10 protein-coding genes are annotated in these 22,191 nt (G+C 46.5%); 8 read left to right on the forward strand and 2 right to left on the reverse strand.

Translation table 11 applies throughout. From position 1 onward, the window contains the following. Positions 1-264 precede the first annotated feature (264 nt). Together dnm_RS28285 and dnm_RS28290 are read right to left on the reverse strand one after the other, a co-directional pair. On the reverse strand, positions 265-3,372 hold the full coding sequence (locus dnm_RS28285) for an efflux RND transporter permease subunit (RefSeq protein ID WP_207680220.1): 3,108 nt from the start codon (positions 3,370-3,372) through the stop codon (positions 265-267). Positions 3,373-4,428: 1,056 nt separating this feature from the next. Then, positions 4,429-4,665, reverse strand: a complete 237-nt coding sequence (locus dnm_RS28290; protein WP_207680221.1) for a hypothetical protein — start codon at positions 4,663-4,665, stop codon at positions 4,429-4,431. Between dnm_RS28290 and dnm_RS28295 the strand changes: the two genes are divergently transcribed. From dnm_RS28295 to dnm_RS28330, 8 genes are all read left to right on the forward strand, one after another. Then, complete coding sequence (locus tag dnm_RS28295; protein ID WP_207680222.1) at positions 4,647-5,060, forward strand: Crp/Fnr family transcriptional regulator; 414 nt, start codon at positions 4,647-4,649, stop codon at positions 5,058-5,060. The genes dnm_RS28290 and dnm_RS28295 overlap by 19 nt on opposite strands. 459 nt (positions 5,061-5,519) lie before the next feature. Further along, complete coding sequence (locus dnm_RS28300; protein WP_207680223.1) at positions 5,520-13,013, forward strand: CHAT domain-containing protein; 7,494 nt, start codon at positions 5,520-5,522, stop codon at positions 13,011-13,013. A 102-nt stretch (positions 13,014-13,115) separates the two neighbouring features. Continuing rightward, positions 13,116-15,884, forward strand: a complete 2,769-nt coding sequence (locus tag dnm_RS28305) for an ARPP-1 family domain-containing protein (RefSeq protein WP_207680224.1) — start codon at positions 13,116-13,118, stop codon at positions 15,882-15,884. After that, the gene (locus tag dnm_RS28310) at positions 15,829-16,104 is read left to right on the forward strand and encodes a cyclic nucleotide-binding domain-containing protein (RefSeq protein WP_207680225.1); all 276 of its coding nucleotides are present in this window, start codon (positions 15,829-15,831) and stop codon (positions 16,102-16,104) included. Before dnm_RS28305 ends, dnm_RS28310 begins: the two co-directional genes overlap by 56 nt. A gap of 240 nt (positions 16,105-16,344) precedes the next feature. After that, positions 16,345-16,995: a hypothetical protein gene (locus dnm_RS28315; protein ID WP_207680226.1), complete on the forward strand. Its 651-nt coding sequence runs from the start codon at positions 16,345-16,347 to the stop codon at positions 16,993-16,995. Next, positions 16,995-20,441, forward strand: coding sequence for a tetratricopeptide repeat protein (locus tag dnm_RS28320; RefSeq protein ID WP_207680227.1), 3,447 nt, complete (start codon positions 16,995-16,997; stop codon positions 20,439-20,441). Before dnm_RS28315 ends, dnm_RS28320 begins: the two co-directional genes overlap by 1 nt. 408 nt (positions 20,442-20,849) lie before the next feature. Next, the gene (locus dnm_RS28325; protein WP_207680228.1) at positions 20,850-21,410 is read left to right on the forward strand and encodes a hypothetical protein; all 561 of its coding nucleotides are present in this window, start codon (positions 20,850-20,852) and stop codon (positions 21,408-21,410) included. Between the two features lie 3 nt (positions 21,411-21,413). After that, positions 21,414-22,184: a trypsin-like peptidase domain-containing protein gene (locus dnm_RS28330; protein WP_207680229.1), complete on the forward strand. Its 771-nt coding sequence runs from the start codon at positions 21,414-21,416 to the stop codon at positions 22,182-22,184. Positions 22,185-22,191: the final 7 nt, after the last annotated feature.

Raw genomic sequence — 22,191 nt, forward strand, 5'->3', positions numbered from 1 at the left:
TTCGTGAGACTTCGCGCCTTCGTGCCTTCGTGGCATTTCAAATCGCACATCGAGCCAGTTTTCCCCCGGAATGACGTCCGGGGAGGACGGCGTCTTGTGACACAATAAATTCAGCATGTCGCGCCCTCCCCTGAATCCGTTATCATCAGCGAAGTTTTTATGTGAAGCAAACCTCGGTCTGCAAAGCAAATTCATAAGTTATTCATTACAGGACACGACCTGGCCTATGAAAGACCTCCGACATTTTCAACTCTTCGGAGGTCTTCAAAATTTCAAAAATTTACCAAAAATCCTCCCAAAATCTCCGACAATCTCCAGAAAAATATCTTTGATATCTTCAATAATAAGATAAAACGACGGAACCATGAGGAGAATAATAAACGTCGCAAAAAGCACGCCGAACCCCAGACTGATGGCCATGGGAATAAGAAATCGTGCCTGAAGCGACATCTCAAAAATCATGGGTGTCAGCCCCAGAAAGGTGGTCAGAGATGTCAGGAGAATGGGACGAAATCTCCGCACGCCCGCATCACAGACCGCCTGTTTCAGCGGTGTCCCCTCATCCCGCATCCGGTTGGCCGTATGGACCAGAATCAGGGAATCATTCACCACCACGCCGGAAAGTGCGAGAAGCCCCATCATACTGACCAGACTGAGACTGTAGCCCATGATCACATGCCCGATAATCGCCCCCACAATACCAAAAGGAATGGCTGACAGAACTGCCAGCGGCTGGATATATCTTTTAAAAGGGATTGCAATGAGCACATACATCACCAGCAGCGCGATGACAAATCCTTCCCCCAGGCTTTTCATGGACTCCCGTCCCTGACGTTCCGCACCTTCAAGAGAATAACTCAGCCCCGGATAATGTGTCATCAGATCAGAAATTTCCTTTTTCATCAGAGACGCGATTACTTTCCGTGCGCTCGTCACACTGGCTACCACATCTGCTGTGACATGGACCGTGCGTCGTCCGTCCGTCCGGGAAATAGCGGTGTAGGATTTTCCCCGCGTAATTTCCGCAGCCTGTGACAGAGGCATTTCACCGCCCCCGGGGGTGCGTATTAAGAGTTCTTCGATGTCATATTCCGAGGTTCTCTCCTCTCTGGGCAGGCGCACCACAACCCGGATCATATTTCTCCCCCGCTGCTGCCGGATGGCCTCAGCCCCCCAGAATGTGTTACGCATCTGGCGTCCCAGTTCCATGGCCGTAAGTCCCAGACTCTGCGCTTCCGGCCTGATGGTAAAATTCAGCTGGGACTTTCCTGTGGCAAATCCGTCATTAATATCAATGACGCCCTCATAAGCTTTCAGCAACTCAGCCAGTTCCGAGGCCGCCCGTTCCAATATATCCATATCCCGGTGACTGAGCTGGATATCAATGGGACTTCCCCCGTGAGGTCCGCCGGCTGTGGAATCAAAGATCAGAGACTCCATACCGGCAACAGATCCGATCTTTTTCCGCCATTGCTGGGCAAAGTCGGTGGCGTTGATATCTCTCTGATCCGTGGGAACCAGAAAAGCAATAACCCGTATCAGATGGCTGCCGCGGATTTGGGTAAAAACGCCGTTACATAATTTGTCCCGATATCCCGGGCTTTCCTCATCCACCACCTGCCAGAGGGCCTTCTCCAATTGCTTTTGTACTTTTTGGGTCTCTTCCAGAGACACACCGTAAGGAAGGGTGGCATCAGCCACCACCCAGTCCGATTCTATCTTGGGAAAGAACGTGATATTGATCCGTCCCCCGCTTACAAATCCGATGGCGACAATCAGGAGAAAAACGCCCAAGGCCCAGGTGATCCAATGATTGTTTACCGACCACCGCACCATGGGGCCGTAAATACCTTCGGCCATACGTTCCACCAGCTTTCCGAATCGCTGCTGAAGCCGATGCAGACGCCCTCTGATGCCTGTTTCTTTAGCTTTGTCCAAGTGTCCGAGATGGGCAGGGAGTATGTAAAGCGATTCAAAAAGCGAGAGCAGAAGTACAATAACAACGACTGAGGGCAGAATACGGAATACTTTTCCCATTGTTCCTTCCACAAAGAAAAGGGGAGAAAAGGCCGTAATGGTTGTCATGATGGAAAAAATCACCGGCGTGGAAACTTCATTGGCTCCGCTGATTGCCGCTTCAATAAATTTTTTCCCGTGCTGGCGATGCACATAAATGCTTTCCCCCACCACAATGGCGTCATCCACAACCATTCCCAGGGTGATAATAAACGCGAAAAGAGAAATCATATTAATGGATACGTCAACGGCCGGAAGGAAAAGAAAGGAACCCAGAAAAGAAATAGGAATTCCCATGGTGACCCAGAATGCGAGTCGTACTTCCAGAAATATGCCCAGAATTCCCAGCACCAGGAACAGACCGATAAAAGCATTCCGTTTCAGCAGGTCTATGCGCTGATGGAAAATTTCTGAACGGTCTCTCCAGATAGCGGTTTTGATACCCGGAGGAAGCACTTTGTCGAGACGTTCCTTATATTTTTTTACAGCCGCGGCCACCTCCAGAGGTGTTTCATCGCCGATACGATAGACACCGACTTCCACCGAGGGTTTTCCATTAAAAAAACTCGCCACATCCTGTTCTTCAAATCCGTCCTGAATCCGGGCGATGTCTTTCAATTTCACTTGGGAGCCGTCTTTTGTACTTAAAATAGTGAGGTCTTCAAATTCTTTACCCAGGTCCCGGCGTTCCGTGGTTCGAAGGAGAACTTCCCCGCTGGCAGTTTTCACACCGCCTCCGGGCAGTTCAATTGCGGAACGTGCAATTTCTTTTGCAATGGCGTCAATGGTGAGATTGTATGCCCTCAGCCGGGACATCGGGACCTCAATGCTGATTTCCAAAGGTCGGATTCCCCCCAGTTCAACCTGGGTGATCTTTTCTTCTTTGAGAAGGTCATCTCTCACGGATTCTGCCAGCTCACGGAGAACCTTTTCATCCTGGTCCCCGTAGATAACCAGAGCCAGAACTTCCCGGCGTTGCATGGGAATACTGACGATGGGTTCCTCCGCATCCAGAGGAAAAGAACTGATCCGATCAATCTCATTTTTAATATCTGATATTGCCTTTCGTTTATCCGCATCATAACGCAGCTCCACATTTACCGAAGCCATACTTTCCGTCGCGGTGGACCTGATCTCTTTCACCCCGTCCAATCCCTGCACCGCCTCTTCGACCGCCAGAATAATGCCTTTTTCGACTTCATCCGGCGAAGCCCCGGGATAAGGTATGGAGATTCTGACCAAGTCAATCTCAAATTCGGGAAAAACTTCCTGTTTGACCTGCATAAAAAGAATAATTGCGCCGCCAACAAGCAGCACCAGCATGACCAAGTTGGCTGCAACGGGATTGTTAGCCATCCATACAATCGAACGCGAGGCTCGGTGAGCAGAATTGGGAATTGGATTCATTGTTTTTTGGGTGTTAGGTGTTAAGTGTTAGGTGTTAAGTGTCAGCGACAACTGATTACATGCTATGCCCCTTGTCAAACGTAAATCACGCCGTCGTTGACGAAATAAACTGATTATGACGAATTTAGGGGAGGAGCGACCAAGCCCTGTAAGAGCGGCATATTTGTAGCAACAGATTTGCAGGCCGCCGCCCCGTAGGTGCGGCATGATGAATGCTGCGAAGATTCCGTCCCCGCGGGCTTTGCCAGCTTCTCCTAACTCCATTATAATCAGTAAAAAACTTTTGCTCAGATATTTACTTAATGATAAACTAATATCCGACCAAATAAGTTTTGAGGGGTGAAATGTGGAATCCGGTCAGAAATTTCTCCACAGAATTTCTGAAATCTCATTTTTCAAGGCGAAGATTTTCTGAGAATCCTCCATTTTCACAGGAACGAGTAATTTTATTCGGTGGAAAATTACCGTTTCTTATTCTTTGTAAATGAGAATGAGATGAATTATATGAGTAAAAAAAATTACATTAATATATTAGTAAAATGAGACAATTTTTCCGAAGAATCCGATCCTTAATTTTTTCTTCTCAACCTCTCATAACTTATGCAGGTAAAGTATTGGATAAAAAGCCGAAAAATTTATGGACAGATACTAAACTGGGCAGACCGTAAGATTTTCTTCATCTCGCTAAATCTGCCCGCGGGAAGCTGAACAACAATTTTATCAATCATTCGCTTATCAATTTTTTCCATCTGTAAATTTTTTTTGTGATAAATTTGATACGTTAATAATATATACCAAAAATTGACAGGGATGACAACAGAAAATATCTTGAAGATAAGTACCTGAGCAGAAGTTTTTTTATACAGCTTTTTTTCTGTGAGCGGCAGAGAAACCCGGGTTTTTCCTTTGTCGGAGACGCATCATTCCGGAAAAAAGCCGGATATCTTCCCCGGGCAGGTATTAAAAACTTTGGTTAGGTACTTAGTAGTCTGATGAAAAGAAGCTTCATGCAGCATCCTGAAACCGATCCCATTTTTGTTCCGTTTTTTTGGGAGATGAGAATGCCTCTCTTCTTTTCGTCTGAACGGATTTTCCAAGAAATTTTCCGCACCATTCGGAAATTTTTTTCGTGGGAATTTTTTCCATGGCTTTCTGAACAACTTCGGCAGTCGTCACGGAAACCATGGCGGCGACACTGAGCAGAAGCGATGTGAAACCGCTTTTTGCCTGATCCTGTTCCATCCTTTTCAGTTTGCCGAATACTGAAATCCCTGGATATTTTTTCGGAAATATCCGAGGAAGATCTGAACGCTCTGGTTTCCGCTGCCCAGGCGATTGAATTGGAAAATGGGGAAAGGGTTTTGGCCGCGGGAGATATCTGCAAATCCATGTATGTGGTCACGGAAGGCAGGCTCTCCGTGTGTGACGGAGATACAGAACTAACTCTTTTAGAGAAGGGATCTGTTTTCAGAAAACTGGCCGTGTTAGCGAACGAGCCATGCCCTTATGACATTACTTCAGTCGGTGAGACATGTCTTCTCCGTCTGGATCAGAAGCCGCTTTATGATTTTATGGCAGATCATCCTCAGGCGGCCCGGGGAGTGATTCGTTCATTGTGTCACGCCCTGAACTCGTAACCGCCCCTCCCGCCGGAGTGCAAAGCCGCGCCTTGTGAGTTTTTGGTTTCAGTGTTCGCACAAGGCAAAGAAGCCCCGTGGGGGCGGCATATTTGTAGCAAATCATGCCGGGCCGGGAAAGCCCCGTGGGGGCGGCATATTTGTAGCATTGGGGGGCCTGCAAACCTGCTGCTACAAACATGCCGCCCCTACGGGGCTTGGCGGAGCTGCTACAAACATGCCGCCTCTACGGGGCTTGGTGAGCCTTCTCTAAATCCGTTATAATCAGAAAAAATAAATGTGAAGAGGCATTGTAAAAACGGGAAAATCAGCGACAGAGAAGCCGCTTTTGCGGATGTTTTGGAAAAAAAATTTGAACTGATTTTATGGTTGTGATATGTCACATAACTATCAGTGATGATCATGAAAATAAATCTGCACGGATGAAATTTTCCGTTTACAGAATTAACAGAGGATAAAATGTCTATTCACATAACATGCGAAAACTGTGGGAAAAGCATCAGAACTTCTGAAAAATATGCGGGCAAAGAGGTGAAATGCCCCGGATGCGGCAGCACGTTACATATCCCTTCTGAAAAACAGGATATTTCTTTTCCCGAACAAACCGGAGGAAAGAAAAAGTCTGAAAAAGCCTCAGGTATCGGGGCGAACTGCGAAAATTGCGGAAAAAAGATCAATGCGCCGATACAATCCGCGGGCAAGAAAGTCAGGTGTCCGTCTTGCAGGCAGTCTGTTTCCATTCCTGTTTCCGCAACTGAACGGGCTTTCAAAGCATCCGAAAAAAAGCAGAAACCTGAAAACCCGGCTGCCAAAGGCATAATGGCAGAGTGTGAGAACTGCGGAACGCATATTGACGCACCTGAGAAGTACGCTGGCAAACGGGTCAGAAGAAAAGGCAACAGCGGAAAAAAGAGAAAAGTGATCCTGACGGCGGCACTGGTACTTACGCTTATTTTGTATTTTACAGCAAATAATCCTATGAAAATACAGTTGGTTGATGATATTTGGGTAAAAATGGCTCTGAAGGCTCCTGTTAAAAAAGGTCGTTATATGGAAGCTATGCTTATAGCTGAAAAGATTATGCAAAACAAACTGAGCGATCAAAGAGCCTTAGCCTTTGTTACAATAAACACTTTTGACAGAATTATGCTTTACCAGGCAGTCAGAAAGCTGACAGATCAGAAACTTATGGCAGATGTGACGATGATCACCTCTGATCCGATGATGGCTGACAGGTTAAGCGATCCTCAGTCGTTGAAATTCGTGGCCTTGAACGGTTCGTGGCTTATTGCCGCAAGGACTTTGAAAAAAATAAACGACCAGAATATCCTGTCCGAAATAGCGCTGAACGCGTTCAATCCCCAAGTTCGTGAGGCAGCAACAGCGTATCTGACCGATCAGAAATACCTGACCGATTTTGCGAAAAACAACTCTGACTGGCATATTCGTAAAGGCGCTGTGGAAAGCCTGCATGATCAGAATATATTAGCTGAAATCGCAATGAATGATCCGTCACCGGAAGTTCGGAAAACAGCAGCGGGAAAATTAGCGGTTCAGAAAATATTAGCCGATATTGCCCGGAATGCTTCTGATCCGGATGTCCGAAAGATCGTATTGGATAAGTTGGAAGATCAGAAGGTCTTAGCCGAAATGGCATTGAGAGATGCTGACAAGGATATCCGCAGAAAAGCCGTGATGAATCTGTATGATCATAAAATTCTGACTGATTTTGCAAATGGTTCTGACGCATATCTTCGGGAGATCGCATCAGAAAGATTAGGTGATGAGGCGGTGGAGAAGCTGACAGATCAGAAAAAGTTGGCAGATATTGCTTTGAATGCTTCCAATGCAGATATTCGCCAGATAGCAACTGAACGCCTGAATGATCAGAAAGTATTGGCGGCCCTTTCTCAGAATGATCCTGAAAAGAATGTTCGAAACGCGGCCATAAAAAGACTGACGGATCAGAAACTGTTGCTTTATCTTGCGAAAAACGCCACAGATCAGGATGTGCGTATCTCGGCAGCAGAGAATCTGACAGACCCGCAGGCTTTAAGCGATATTGAACAACATGCTTCGGATATGTATGTCCGTAAGACAGCAGTATTATGCAGGAAACTGACCGAATCCGGAATGACTGCCGAGGAGTTGCAGAATGAATCCATAGCAAAAATACGGGCTGTCGCGGTACGAAAACTCCGTGATAAGAAAATGTTGGCTGCTGTAGCACAGAATGATGCTGATAAGGATGTTCGTGAAGAAGCATTAAAAAAACTGACCGATCAGAAACTATTGGCTGAGATCGCACAAAATGACTCGGATCCGGATGTTCGCAAAGCAGCGGTAAAAAAGGTGACAACCCAGAGATTTCTATCCGATTTCCTGCTGAATGATTATGATTCCGGGGTTCGGAAAGCCGCGTTAAGAAATCTGACCGATCCGAAATGGTTAGCTTATGTTGCCGCGAATATACCCGGCACCAGCTTTGTTTATGAGGCAGCCCTGAAAAAACTGACGGATCAGAAAACATTGGCTGAGATCGCACAGAATGATTCTTTGCCGGATGCTTGTAAGGCTGCATTGGAAAGGTTCATAAAACAGGGAACATTGAAAACAGCGAATGAGCAGGAAACATCATCTGAAATTATACCGGAACCTGTACGGAAATTAAGAGAAGCGTTAAAAAAGGTGACTGATCAGACTGAATTAATTGGTCACGCTTACGCTCCTGATACCGAAACCCGCAGGGAAGTGATAAAAAAAATAACCAATCAGAAATGGCTGCTCTGTATTATCCCGGATAATTCTGATCCAAAGGTTTGCAGGGAAGCCGTAAACAAACTGACTCATCCGAAATTGCTGGCGGTTGTTATGAAAAAAGATTCCCGGGAATGGGTTCGGTCGGTAGCAGCGGAACGGCTGGCAGGTCAGAAGATTTTAGGTGTTGCGTTAAAGAAATTGAACACCCGAAATAATGCTGTTATAAATGCCCGTAAGACAGCATTGGAAAAATACATCAGAAAAGAGCGATTTTTAATACCCAAGTCTGATGCTTTGAAAAATAAGTCGCTGATTCAAACTGCCATCTCTCCTTATAACCCTGCTGAAACTCGGTTAGCAGCGATAGAAAATCTCGAAAATCAGGATGCGTTGGCTCAGATCGCTATCAAGGCTTCTGATGAAAAAATCTGTATCGCGGCAGTAAAAAAGCTGACAGATCGCGATGCGTTGATTCTGGTGCATAGCAGCCCTTATAGTGCTAATAGCCCTTCTGCCAGAAAAATTCGTATGATAGCGGAAGAAAAGCTTTTTCAGAAGGACTCCGGAGTTTCAAGATCACAGAGAGATCGTCGAGCATATGACACCTTCGCATCTGTTGATATAAAAAACGCTTATACGGCTGCCGTGGCTTATTTTAGAGATTATCCGAACTCCGCAATAACTGTCGAAGATCTGAAAAAATTCGGTTTGAGACCTGCTGAAGGCGTTGAACTGGTTGTTGAAAACGGAACATTTGAAAGTTTGAAAATTAAGACTTCCCATGTTAACGGTAACAAAGTTTATTTCATTGATGTGAGTGGAACAGTAACATCTCAATTTAAGTCTGACACAGATGTTCGCAGTTCACCGGGAGTAAAACCGAAAGACCAAAAAAATCGGTTTGCTCTCAATGATTCTGGCGGAGATGCTCACAAGACAGCGGTAAAAACCGATCAGGATGCGTTGGCTCAGGCAGCTCTGAACGCTTCTGACAAATCTGTTCGTAAAATAGCCGTAAAAAAACTGACGGATCAAGATGTACTGGCTCAGGCGGCTCTCAATGATTCTGACAGAGATGTTCGTAAGGCGGCAATAAAAAAGCTGACGAATCAGAAAACACTGGCGCAGATCGCTCTCAATGACCCTGATAAATTCATTCGCAGACAGGCAGCAGCAAAGCTGACAAATCAGAAAACACTGACTCAGGTGGCTCTCAATGATTCTGACAGAGATGTTCGTAAGGCAGCAATAAAAAAGCTGACGGATCAGAAAACACTGACTCAGGTGGCTCTCAATGATTCTGACAGAGATGTTCGTAAGGCAGCAATAAAAAAGCTGACGGATCAGAAAACACTGGCGCAGATCGCTCTCAATGATCCTGATAAATTCATTCGCAGACAGTTAATAAAAAAGTTGAGAGATCAAAAGATTTCGACGATAAAAGACTTGACAGATCAGAATCTGCTGGCTGATATTGCTGAAAATGATTCTCATGCCTGGAATCGTGAGGCATCAGTAACAAAATTAACAGATCAGAAAGTGCTGACTCGGATCGCGATCAATGATTCCGATGGAGATGTTCGTAAAGCCGCAGTAAAAAAGCTCAACAATCAGGATGCATTGGCTCAGGTCGCTCTGAATGTTTCTGATAAAACGGTTTGTCTGTCAGCAGTAAAAAAGCTGACAGATCAGAAAATTTTGGCGCAGATCGCCCTGAGTCATTCTGATGCAGCAGTTCGTAACATAGCAGGTAAAAAGCTGACAGATCAGACTTCAATGATAAAAGAGCTGACAGATCAAAAGCTTCTGATTGACATTGCTCAAAATGATCTTAATCCTCAGAATCGTGTAGCAGCGGTAAAGAAGCTGACAGACCAGAAAATTCTGGCCCGGGCCGCACTAAATGATTCTTATTCGGATGTTCGTAAGGCGGCGATAAAAAAGCTGACAGATCAGAAAACACTGGCTCAGATCGCTCTCAGCGACGCTTATTGGTATATTCGTAAGGCAGCGGTAAAGAAGCTGACAGACCAGAAAATTTTGGCGCAGGTCGCTCTCAATGATTCTCATCAGAATGTTCGTATGGCAGCGGTAAAAAATCTGACAGACCAAAAAACACTGGCGCAGGTCGCTCTCAATGAGTCTGATCAGGTATGTATCCTGCTAAAAAAACTGGCTGAACTGACAGATCAGAAAGCTTTGGCTCAGGTCGCTCTGAAAGGTTCTGGTTTGGCTCATAAAATAGCGATAGAAAAACTGACGGACCAGAAAGCTCTGGCGCAGGTCGCTCTCAACGAGTCTCATCCGGGTTTACGCGAAATAGCGGTAAAAAAACTGACAGATCAGAAAACACTGGCTCAGGTCGCTCTCAATGATTCTTATGAGGGGTGTCGCAAGGCAGCAGCAGGAAGTCTGACAGATCAGAAAACGCTGAGGCAGATCGCTCTCAATGACTCTCACAAACAAGTTCGCATAGCCGCGCTGAAAAACCTGAGCGATCAAAAAAAGCTGGCGCAGTCCGCTCTCAATGACTTTGACGGAGCGGTTCGTTTGACAGCACTGGGAAGACTGACCGATCAAAAGGTTTTGGCAGAAATCGCCATGAACCACCCTGAGATGTCGGTTCGTGTAAAAGCGGCGGAAAAGCTGACTGATCAGAAGGCTATGGGACAATTCATTATAAAGGAGCTGAACAGGACTTATCAGAAACTTCCAAAAGACATATATTATTCTGAGTGTGGTGTTCAAAGTTCAGTCAGCCAAATCTGGGAAAAGATTTATGATCAAAAGGTGTGGAGTGAAATTGCTTCAATAAAGACCCCATGCAGAGGATTTTACACACTGGTCTCAAAGAAACTGACGGATCAGGATTTATTGGCCGAAGCTGTTCTCAAGCTGGATGACCCGTTTCCCATAAACGATTTTATGGGAAAAATCACTGATCAGAAGGCATTAGCCAAAGTTGCGCTGAAACATCCTGATATTAAAATTCGCAGACGGGCAGCGGAAAAATTGACAGACGAAAAGATTTTGGCAGAATTTGCTCTGAAAGATTCTGACATTATGATACGCAGAAGCGCTGTTGCAAAACTGACCGATCCGGAAGTTCTGATTAAGCTTGTACAGACTGATACGGACTCTGTCATACATGAGACAGCGATAACTTCCCTGAACAAAAAGATAAACGAACTGAAGAATCAGATAGGCGGACTGAATAAACACGAGGATTATAAAGGTGCGGTTCCCAGAATTGAAAAACTTCTGAAACTTATTGAAAACACACCTCCTGTGACAGATGATCAGTTGGCCGGAAATCTGCATATATTGAGGCATATTTATAAAAAAATCAGGAAATATCCTGACACGGAACCATTATTGACAAAGACGCTGGCAGTGTTGGAAAAAATAACACCGCTTGACAAATTGGTTCCTGACCTCAGAGATATGGGACGGTTTTGTACCGGTTCAGGCGACTTTGAAAAAGCCGCCTGCTTTTTCCGCAGAGCTATGGACATAGATAATATGACCATTGACTGGGTACTGGGGACAACTTCCGAAGAGGAAAAAATCAGATTCATCTCCTCAAAAAAACAAAATCTCCATCTTTTTCTCAGTTTTGTCACTCAGCATCTTAAAGAAAATGCTGATGCCAAAAAAGAAGCCTTCGACATCTGGCTCAGGAGAAAAGGTGTCATTCTCGAAGCCAACAAGCTGTTTCAGGAGCCTCTGCTCTATAAAGACAATCCCAGGGCCGAAAAAGTGTTTCAGGAACTTTCTGAAGTCAGAAAACAGCTTTCAGAACTTGTATTTACAGAGAAAAAAGCTGTGGATTACACCCAAAAGCTGTCTGAGCTGGAAAATAAAAAACAAGAACTGGAAACAGAACTGAGCCGGATAAGCCAGCCTTTTGCTTTGAAGCAGAGAATTGCAAGGGCGAATTGTGAGAAGGTTGCCCGGACACTTCCTGAAAATACGGTTCTGCTTGAATTTGCCAGGATATGGTCGTATAACTTCAAAGCAGAATCAAAGGAAAAAGAATGGGAACCTGCTGATCGCTATCTGGTATTTGTACTTCATGCAGGCAAATGTGGCAAGCTCGCCATTGTTGATCTCGGAGACGCCAAAACCATAGATAAGGCAGTCTTCGCATACAAAAAGCTGATTACCATGAAAAAAAGCGGGAGAACGATGGAAAAATTTGCTAAAAAGGCTTACAATTTGATATTCGCTCCCCTGAAAAAGGAGATCGGAGATGTGAAAAAAATTTTCACCTCGCCTGACAGCAATCTGAACCTGATTCCCTTTGAAATGCTGCAAGAACCGGATGGAAAATTTCTCATTGAGGATTACACTTTTAATTATCTGGCCGCGGGCAGGGACGCCCTGGCTTTTGGTCAGATTGCGGAAAAAGGCGGAAAACATCTCATCATGGGAGACCCGGATTTTAATATGGGAGCGGAGGAAAAAGCCTCTGCCATAAAGAGGCTGGCACTGAATCAGACAGAACAAAGAGAAATTTTCATTCGTGCCGCGGATATGAGAGGGTTGAAATTCAAAAGACTTCCGGAAACAAAAAAAGAAGCTGAAACCATTTATAATTTGCTTGGTAAGGAAAATTCGGAGCTTTACACGGACAAAGCGGCAATGGAGGAAGTTCTGTTCCGGAAAGATGCTCCGAAAATACTCCATCTGGCGACTCATGGTTTTTTCCTGAACTCTATGCATATGGCACCAAACAGCAGAGAGGCTTATTATAAAAACCCCTTGCTGCGTTCCGGCATCGCCCTTGCCGGAGCTAACACCGCCCTGAAATCGGACAACCCGGAAAGAAGCGATGGTCTTGTCACCGCGGAAAAGATTCTCGGTCTGAAGCTGAGAGGCACGGACATGGTGGTGCTTTCGGCCTGTGAAACCGGCCTGGGAGATGTGCAGGCCGGGGAAGGCGTGTATGGTCTCCGGCGGGCATTCACCCAGGCGGGCGCAAGGAGCCTGGTCATGAGCCTGTGGTCCGTCCCGGATAAGGAAACCCGGGAACTCATGACCGAGTTCTACAAAAACATCATTTCCGGCAAAATGGCCAGAAACCAGGCCCTCCGCCACGCGGCTCTGAAGCAGATGGAAGTTGTGAAAAAACGATATGGCGGGGCAAATCCGGTGTTCTGGGGGGCCTTTGTGTTTATGGGAGAATCGTGAAGTTCCGCAGGGAACCCGGGGCTTTTCCAGAAAGCCCGGGTTCCCCTTTTACCCGAAAAAGCCGGATTTTTTCGGCAAATCAAATTTTCAGGAGGTAACAAAATGGATCCGATGATCAGCAGCTACATCGCAGAACTCAGCTTGGGAGAATTGCAGTGTTTCGGAAACATGGCAATGGTGCCGCTTTTCACATCTGTCAGAAGCGGCCTTGAATACCTTACGCTCAAAGAGGCCCTGGACGTAAAACTGATAACCATCACCGAAATAGACCGTTCCGGCTCCGTGCCGGAACTCCGGGTGATTAACCCCTCTGATCAATGGGTTCTCCTGGTTGACGGCGAAGAACTCACGGGGGCCAAGCAGAACCGGATATTGAACACCTCCGTCCTGCTCACTGGAAACACGGAGGCCGTCATCCCCGTAAGCTGCACGGAGCAGGGACGCTGGAGATATTCATCACCTGAATTTTCCCATTCCGAACACATGCTCTCCTCCCAGCTCAGGTGTTTTAACATGTCCTCTGTGTCGGCATCGCTGCATAGTCACCGGGGCTATTCTTCAGATCAGCACCGTATCTGGTCAGACATTGAGGGAATGCACGGAATGGCAGGCACGTCATCGCCCACGGGGGCCATGCGGGATGCCTATACGGCAAAAAGTGCGGAACTGGACGAATACATTCAGGCATTTGAATATGTGCCGGGTCAGCGGGGGAGTCTGTTTTTCATCAATGGGCAGGCTGTCGGGCTGGACATGCTCTCGTATGAAAAAGCATACAAGGCGGTTCATCCGCAACTGGCGAAGAGTTACGCCATGGATGCGCTGCTGCTCAGAAAGAGCCGGACAGAGGAACAGCCTTCTCTTGCCAGGGCCAGGGACTTTTTGGAGAGGGCCGGCAAATGTGAGGAGAGCCGCTTCAAATCCATAGGCAGGGGCTACGACCATCGCTTTGAGGGGCCGGAAATCAGGGGATCGTCCCTTGTGTCCGACGAATGCGTGATTCATATAACGTTTATTTCGTCGGAAGTTTCAGATTCAGAAGAAAAACCTGATCTTTCCCATCTGAAGGCCGTCCTATGGGTTGATGATGAGCCGGAGAACAACCGTGAGGAAACAGATATCCTCACCCGGGGCGGAACCCGGGTGATTACAGCGACATCTTCCTCGGAAGCAATGAAGAAATTCGAATCCGAAAAGTTTGATCGGATCATCTCTGATATGGGACGGATGGAAAACGGAAAGTACAATGAACATGCCGGCATTGAGCTGATTCGGGAAATCAGGAAAGGAGACAAAGATATTCCCATTATCATTTACTGTAGAAGATTCGGGGATATGAATTGGCTTGCCCTGGGGTTAGAAGAAGAGTACGGCAAACCGCTGGCCGCAGGAGCAGACGGGGTCACAGTATCCCGGCGGGTTCTTTTTGAGGCTCTTGGAAGCACTGCCAAAGACAAACCGAGAAACGTGATTCTCCCTGATGGCAGCAGATATGCGGGGCCTTTAAAAAGGGGGTTGCCTCACGGAGAGGGAAGGATGTTCTTTCGTAATTATGAATACGCGGGACACTTTAAAAAAGGTCTTCCCCACGGACAGGGAGCCACCATTCTTTCAGACGGCACAAAGACATATGAGGGGCAGTTCAGAAAGGGCCTGCATCACGGGCACGGAATCAAGCGTTCTTCGGATGGTACGAGATATGAGGGGCAGTTTAAAGATGGCGTAGCTCACGGACAGGGACGTATAAGCTATCCGAACGGTCACAAATATGAGGGGCTTTTTCAACGTGCCAGACCTCACGGGAAGGGAACATGGATATTTCCCGACGGTTCCCGATACACAGGTCAGTTTGAACATGGCACATGCGGGGGGCGAGGAATCGTGACCCGGGCCGACGGGAAGAAATATGAAGGGGGAGGAACCGTGACCTTTCCTGACACTGAATATGAAGGTCAGTTTGAAAATGGGATGTTTCACGGACAGGGAATCTTAACGCATAGTCATTATTTCAGATACAGCGTTTATTTTGATCTGCTTGATATGGTTGATGTGGCGGAAAACTTTAATTTGTTCGATTCAGATGAAGGAAGTACGGTATATGGATACAAATATGAGGGACAGTTCAGACGGGGACTGCCCCATGGATCGGGAACAGTGACTTTTTCCCATATTATGTATGAGGGACAGCTCAAACGGGGCGAGCCTCACGGAGAGGCGGTCATAACCGCTGCCGACGGAACAAAGTATGAGCTTCGGTTCAGACATGGCAAGGTTCATGGGAATGTGATCAAAACTTATCCGAAGGGGCATAAATATGAGGGATATAAATATCAGGGACGCTTGAGGAATGGCTGGCCCCATGGAGAGGGAACATGGACCCTGCCTGACGGTTCCGAATGCACGGGTCTGTTTAAAATGGGCCGGTCTCAGAGATGGACGGCCATAATTTCTCCCGACGGTAGGAAATACGAGGGTGAGGCCAAAGTCACCTTTCCCGATGGTACCAAATATACGGGCCAGTTCAGGAATGGGATGTTTCACGGTCATGGGCTTATAAAATATTGGAATGTTGCTGTTCAAGAGCAGAATGACCCTTATCAGGACTTTGATATTGATATTGACCTGGATTTATTCTCCTCGGATGAGGAAGAATGTCCTAAATCCAGGTTAGAATCTTATGAAGGACAGTTCCGCAATGGTATGCCTCACGGCAACGGAACCGAAACCTTTTCTGATGGTTCTGAATGGACAGGACAGTTTAAATATAGGGTGCCTTACGGAAAAGGGGTCTGGACTTTGCCGGATGGTACCAGGTATGAAGGCCCGTTTAAACATCTATGTGGTCACGGAAGGCAGGCTCTCCGTGTGTGACGGAGACACGGAGCTGGCCCTTCTGGAGCGGGGATCTGTTTTCAGAAAACTGGCCATTCTTGCGGACGAGCCATGTCCTTATGACATCACGGCAGTAGGCCAAATGCGTCTCCTCCATCTGGAGCAAGCTTCTCTTTATGACCTTATGGCAAAGCATCCCCAGACGGCCCAGGGGGTCATTCGTTCACTGTGTCACGCTCTGAAAGAACATCTTTCATAGCTGACTCTGGACTGCAAACCTAACTTCGGTGTGCAAAAATGGTGCGAAGGAGCGGAATTTTTACAGTCTTGTTTGGCGGGTGTAAAAATTTCGTTCCGTTGCGCTTCACTTCATTTTTGCACTCCGGAGTTTATTTCACAAATAGCCCTTGGAGGAGATTCCGGAAAATGAAATAAATGCTTATTACCCATATCGTTTCTTTCCGTTATCCTTATTATTTCCAAAGTGTCTTTTGCAAATATGTTTGCTCCCAGGGTTTACGGAATTTTCGGACCGGAAATATTCCTGGCTTTTCCCACAATGATTATCGAGTGGCTTGTTCTTGATCTGGTGTTGATAGGCAAATCAAAAATCTCTTTATGGTCTGTTATAAAAATTCATCTGATATCATATCCCCTGACTGCGATTGCAGGTGTGTTCATATTGTATTTTGCCGAAATCATACCGCTCTGCATAGAGGATTGTTATTATCAGGGGCTTTTCAAAAAAAATTCTCACAAGCATAAAAACATGCCGAGTCCGAGCAGGATAGCGACGGCGACCCTGATAGCCAATCTTACCACTTTTCTGATAGGTGTATGGCTTGGGCTGACGATGGTTTCAACGATGAATGAAGCGCGTGATTTAATGAAGGCTGATAGCGCAGCATATAACCAGATCAAAAATGCCCGTACAGCATCGCAGACTTATTTTGAACAGTTCCCCGAGGGAGTTGTGACATTGGAAGTTTTGGAAGAATACGGCTTCAAACCCTCTGAAGATGTTGAGATAGTTGTCGAATCCGGAAAAAAGGAAACACTTTCGATCTGCGCCTCGCATATCAGGGGCAGTAAAATATATCGTATTGATTCAGAGGGTTCTATTGATGAACAAGAAATGGAAGATCAGTGATGAAAAAAAGATCGTATCTCCGGATATTGAAAATTGTCGCCAAGATTATCGCCGGCCTGATTATTCTCGGCCTGATCGGACTCGGAATTTTGTTTGATTTTTTTGCGCCGCAGTGGGATATAAAAGATTTTTCCGGTGAGGCTGCCGACATTGAAAAGACCGGGCCTGACGGAACCAAATACACGATAAACAACGGTATGGCCACTTTTGGCCTTGACGTGGCAAAGCCGGATAAGCACTGCGGTAAAATATTCCGGGATTACAAGGCAGCACTTGAATATTGCCGGGATTCGGGTCTGCCGCTCATCCCGTCGGTACATCTCGTGCAGGGCAAACTCAAGCAGTTTGACGACGGTCTGTGTGCCGCGCTGGAGGCGGCGCTTCAGCAGGGCCTTCCCGGAGACGAGCGACTGAGCAAGGCAGCCGCGCTTTCGGCACTGCTGGATGAAGTGCTAAAATTGCTCGCCCGGACTCCCGAGGAGAAAAGAGAAGCCGTCGAATCTGCGGCTGTTCATCTGGCAAGCGCTCTGAGTCTGGGCGGAAACGAACCCCGGCTCGGTTCGGATATGGCTGACAAAGTCCGAAAGGAAAAGCTGGCTTTCCTGTCTGAGCCTGCGGGATTCTGGACATGGAACGAACAGCTCCGAGCCATGTTTATGCAGGATCACTATCTTTCCCGGGGGTTTGATATCAGTGAGAAACTGCCCGTGTGCATCGTTCTCGCCGCCGTCATCTCACAGGATAAAAAACTCTCCGAAGCTTTTGCACGGTTCAGGGAATTTGACTCGAAACTCACAAATCCCCCGGTCTCTCTGTCATTTGAGGATATCGCGGCAGCGCTGCCTTCCGGAATGAGCATTGACGAGATGCTCGAACCTGAAACAATGGAAAATATCCGTAGAGAATTATACCCGCGTTTCGGAAATGGCGCTCGTTTTGCCCTTGTCTCATACTCGGAAAGCAAGGAAACCGCCATCCTGAACGGACTGATACTGCCCCCCGGCACAAGCCCCATGCAGGTTGTCATAGACGCTGTCAGAAGCGGAAAGATATCTCTGGAACCCAAGCCGGATTCCGGGTGGTATGATTATCAATGGTATGCGATGGAAACCCTGCTTCTTCCTGAAAAAGCCCGGGAATCCCACAAACTCAGACTGTCCGACAATTACAAAAAGCGTCTGGAAAATGCCTTCAAAACCAGCCTTACAAAACATCGGGATACGCATATCAAGCATCTTGCAGTACCTTTAGCGGCATGCGACGGCGGAGGTGAGCCGAAAAAAAAGCGAAAGATCGAGATCGGGCCGAAATTTTCGGCTGAACCTACGGCCACGGTTTATCTTCGCTATGCCCGTGCATATCGTTTTCTGAGAAATGCCATGCACGCCGTGCTGGGTCAGGAATTTCTCAGGCAGATTCACAGAAGTAATGAAAACTCTCCGCCCCTTGAGACCGACCTCGACACGGAACTCAGGAACATGGCACTGCTCTGCTACGGATTATATGAACGGCTGGCTCCGGAAATCGGTCAGCGTCCGCTCTATCTGGAGGATGAGATGAATGACGAGGACATTGCCGCCGCAAAAAACACGGCTTCCCAATGGCTCTCCTCCCTGACGGACGACCCGGATCTGGGCAGAGATACACGGGTAGTTGTGCCCGCGTTTGATGAATTGGTATCCGTCCATTATTGGGCCACTGCCGGAGTCAGGCTTGAACGCGTGGTTTACAAATACAATGATGAACCGGATGTCAGAGGTAATGTCGAACCGGTATTTGTACCCACGAATTACTATCTTCCCACGGATATTTTTCTTGAATTTGAGCGCCCCGGGCGGAGTCCTCTCACCCGTGATGGATACCGGAATATCTGCGACCGTTATGATGACGAACTGTCTCTGAGAAAGCACTTTGGCGTAGCAGTGAGAACAGAATATAAAGGCGGATTTTTTGTCCTCTTTATTGTGCTGGCGGTGTCAGCATTCATATTCAGAAAGCATCTGCGGGGTCTGAACATAAGACCTGTTGTCATAACGGCAAAAATCACCGCAGGTCTGTTCATCCTTTTGTGGATTGCCGGGCTTATATTTTTCCCTGCATATCCCGTAAAAATGATGGTGAAATATGCGCCGGCAATCAGCGTCCGCCTTGTTCCTATTGTGGAACAGATCGTTTGTTTCTATTATCATAGTCCTCACAATGTGGAGATAAAATACAGGATGATCGAATTGATGATTGACGATCCAAATCCCTTGGTGCGAGCTACAGCAAGCATCTGTATTGAGTATCTGAGTATCATAAGAGGTTTTCACAAAGAAGAGCTTCTGCGCCAAATTCCTGATATTGAAAAAGGCCTGCGCCGAGCAAGTGACGATGAGATGATGGAAGTCGAATATAACGCTGTCTGGTTACTCGGAAATTTTTTCAAAAATGACGACACGGTTGATTTTCTGGCTTCCAAATTAAAAAAAGATATTTATATTGATGAGATTACTTGCATTAGTATATTCTCTGTTCTTGCCCAAATCGGCAGCAAAAAGGCATGGGATATCGTTCTGTTTTATACGGAGGATACCAGAAAGAATATCAGACATAATGCGTTTTTTTTTCTTTCAAAATTTGCAATTTCTTCGGAAGAGCAAAATCTGACGCTGTTATATAAAAAGCTATTCGGATACATGAATCGGGGTGATCGTAGGTCTTCATTTGATATGAAGATAGCGATTGAAGAGATAATAAAAGCTTCTGTTCCCGATTATCCTGATGTGGCCCAATTCAAAGCCTTTAGCGCATGGTTTCTTACGTTTTGGTGGGGATCAGCAGGTGATTATGTAATAAAGGAATATAAAGAGGCACTGGATATGACGGAGAAGGCTCTCGGTCCGGAACATCCTGATGCGCTCAGGCTCACGGATGATCTGGCATCGGCGTATGAAAAAGACGGAGACCCAGCCGAAGCAATGTCTCTATATAACAAATCTCTCTCCGTAAAGACAGAATCTCTGGGACTCGGACATCCTGAAACGCTGCAAACGCTCATTCGTATGTTATCTCTTTTTAAAAATAAAGAAGAGGGGTTTATTAAGAGCGAAGATACTTATCTCTGTGCAACATCTTTATGCCGGAATTTTGCCGACATAGGTGAGAAAATTGGCGAATCGCAATGTCCTGAATTAGCTGATATTATGGACGGCTTGGCAGATGTTTGCAAAGCAGCGGGAGATTACGCCAGAGCAAACCCGCAGTTCATGGAGAAACTGATGATGTGCAGACAGGCGCTGGGAACGGATCATCCCCGGGCCGCACAAAGACTGGACGAAGATATAGAACTTCATACGCCGTCTTTACTTTACCGCAAAGCGGAATCACTGCACAAAAAAGCTTCGGCAATTAGGAAAAATTCACTCAGACAGACGGGTTTCAAGGGATTGGGAGAACCGGAATGACTGGGCGATTTGAACCACAGATTCGTGCAGATTGGGGAAATTTGAGATTATTCCGGCTCCGGGGCGATCTGAACCGCAGATTACCGGGGATTAAGGAGGTTTCACAAATTATCCCTGACCAGCAAAACATTAAAAGTTTGAAGTGATTTTATGGGTGTGATATGTCAAAATCGTCATTGCCTTTGGCGGGGTTGTCCGAACCCAGATTAAAGGATTTGGGGATTGGCCTGATTTCTGTCCGAGTTTCAGAAGACATAAGTACCTGGACATATATTTTCAGGTAAAATTATCAGCAAAATTCCCGAACTGGCTTAAATGAGATTTGGATAAAAATACCGAAAAACCTTTGTCCAGGTACTTATTATGATGCTTATGTTATAAAATCTAATATTCAAAAAGGAGGAGAAGATGAAAATCGTTTGTGATCATTGCGGAAAAAATGTATCAGATCATCAGGAATTAACCGAATGGGAAGAGCAGACAGAAATGCCCGTTTGCGGGAGATGCCTGAGAGGGCTGAATCAGGGGGAAGACTGGGGTGAAAACGACCTTCCGCCTGACATGCAGGGAAAAGACCGTTGCCGCCGCTGCGGGGGAGAACTGTCATCCGAGAACATTTTCTATCACAAAAGCAGGACAAAAAAATATGTCTGCGCCCCGTGCAGGGAAGAACTCTCCGCTGTCCGGAATAAAGTTTTTCAGACTGCGAATACATCCGGACAGGGAAACGCGGCAATTGTTCCGCCCGAAATCAGAAAGTGGAACTGGGGGGCTTTTTTTCTGAGCTGGATATGGGGACTGGGCAACCGGACAAATATTGCCCTGCTTTGCCTTGTTCCTTTGGTAAATATCCCCATGCGTTTTGTTCTTGGTGTGAAGGGAAACGAATGGGCATGGCGGAATGTAAAATGGGACAGTGTCGAACATCTCCTGAGGGTTCAGAAAAAATGGGCAATCTGGGGAACATGAATTTTGGGATTCGTCCTTGTAGTTGGCCTGATTAGCCTGATCATGCCTGCGGGGCCGGGTGAGGAAAATTATTACAATGAGGAAAAGGTAAAATATGACGGAAATATCAGCGCTCCCAGTTCTCCGATATTGTTTCAGCCGATGTTTGTCTGGAATGATGCGGAACCCACATTTCAGGGCACAGGCTTTTTTGTGTCATCCTCTGACAAGCAAATTGCCGCTGTCACAAGTTCGCATTTCATAGACACCGAGGGTTCCCGCTTGAAAAAAGCTTACTGGTTGAACATTTCGGAGGAGAGATTTGAACCTGTCGCTTCTTTTGCCAGGATATGGGGGAAACTGGGCAATGGCGGTTCCGACTTTCCTATGGATCTGCGTTATGATTACCTGATAATGCCCCCGGAAAATGCCGTGCCGGACAGTTGTGTGCTTGAACTTGATGACCGGGTGAGATTGAAACGACATGAGGGCGTATGGTTTCCCAACAAAGATCCCCAATCTCCCGCAGGATATACTCTGGTTGACGGCATGGTTACGGAAACACAGGAAAATTATCATGCCGTGATCCTTAAAGATCATGTTGAGTTTCAATCTCAGAGCGGGTCACCGGTCATAAGCAAACTAACGGGCAAGGTGATCGGAACTTTGTCCCGGGCAGGATATACCGAAAAAAACAAGCCTGTCATGTATCTTGCTCCCTCTCATTCGATAAAACACGCAGTGGACGGAGATGCAAAACTTACCGATTTGTCTGAGGCGGTAGGAAAAAAATAACCTGTCG

It is taken from the genome of Desulfonema magnum (genome assembly GCF_017377395.1).
GTDB classification, from domain to species: Bacteria; Desulfobacterota; Desulfobacteria; order Desulfobacterales; family 4be13; genus Desulfonema_C; species Desulfonema_C magnum.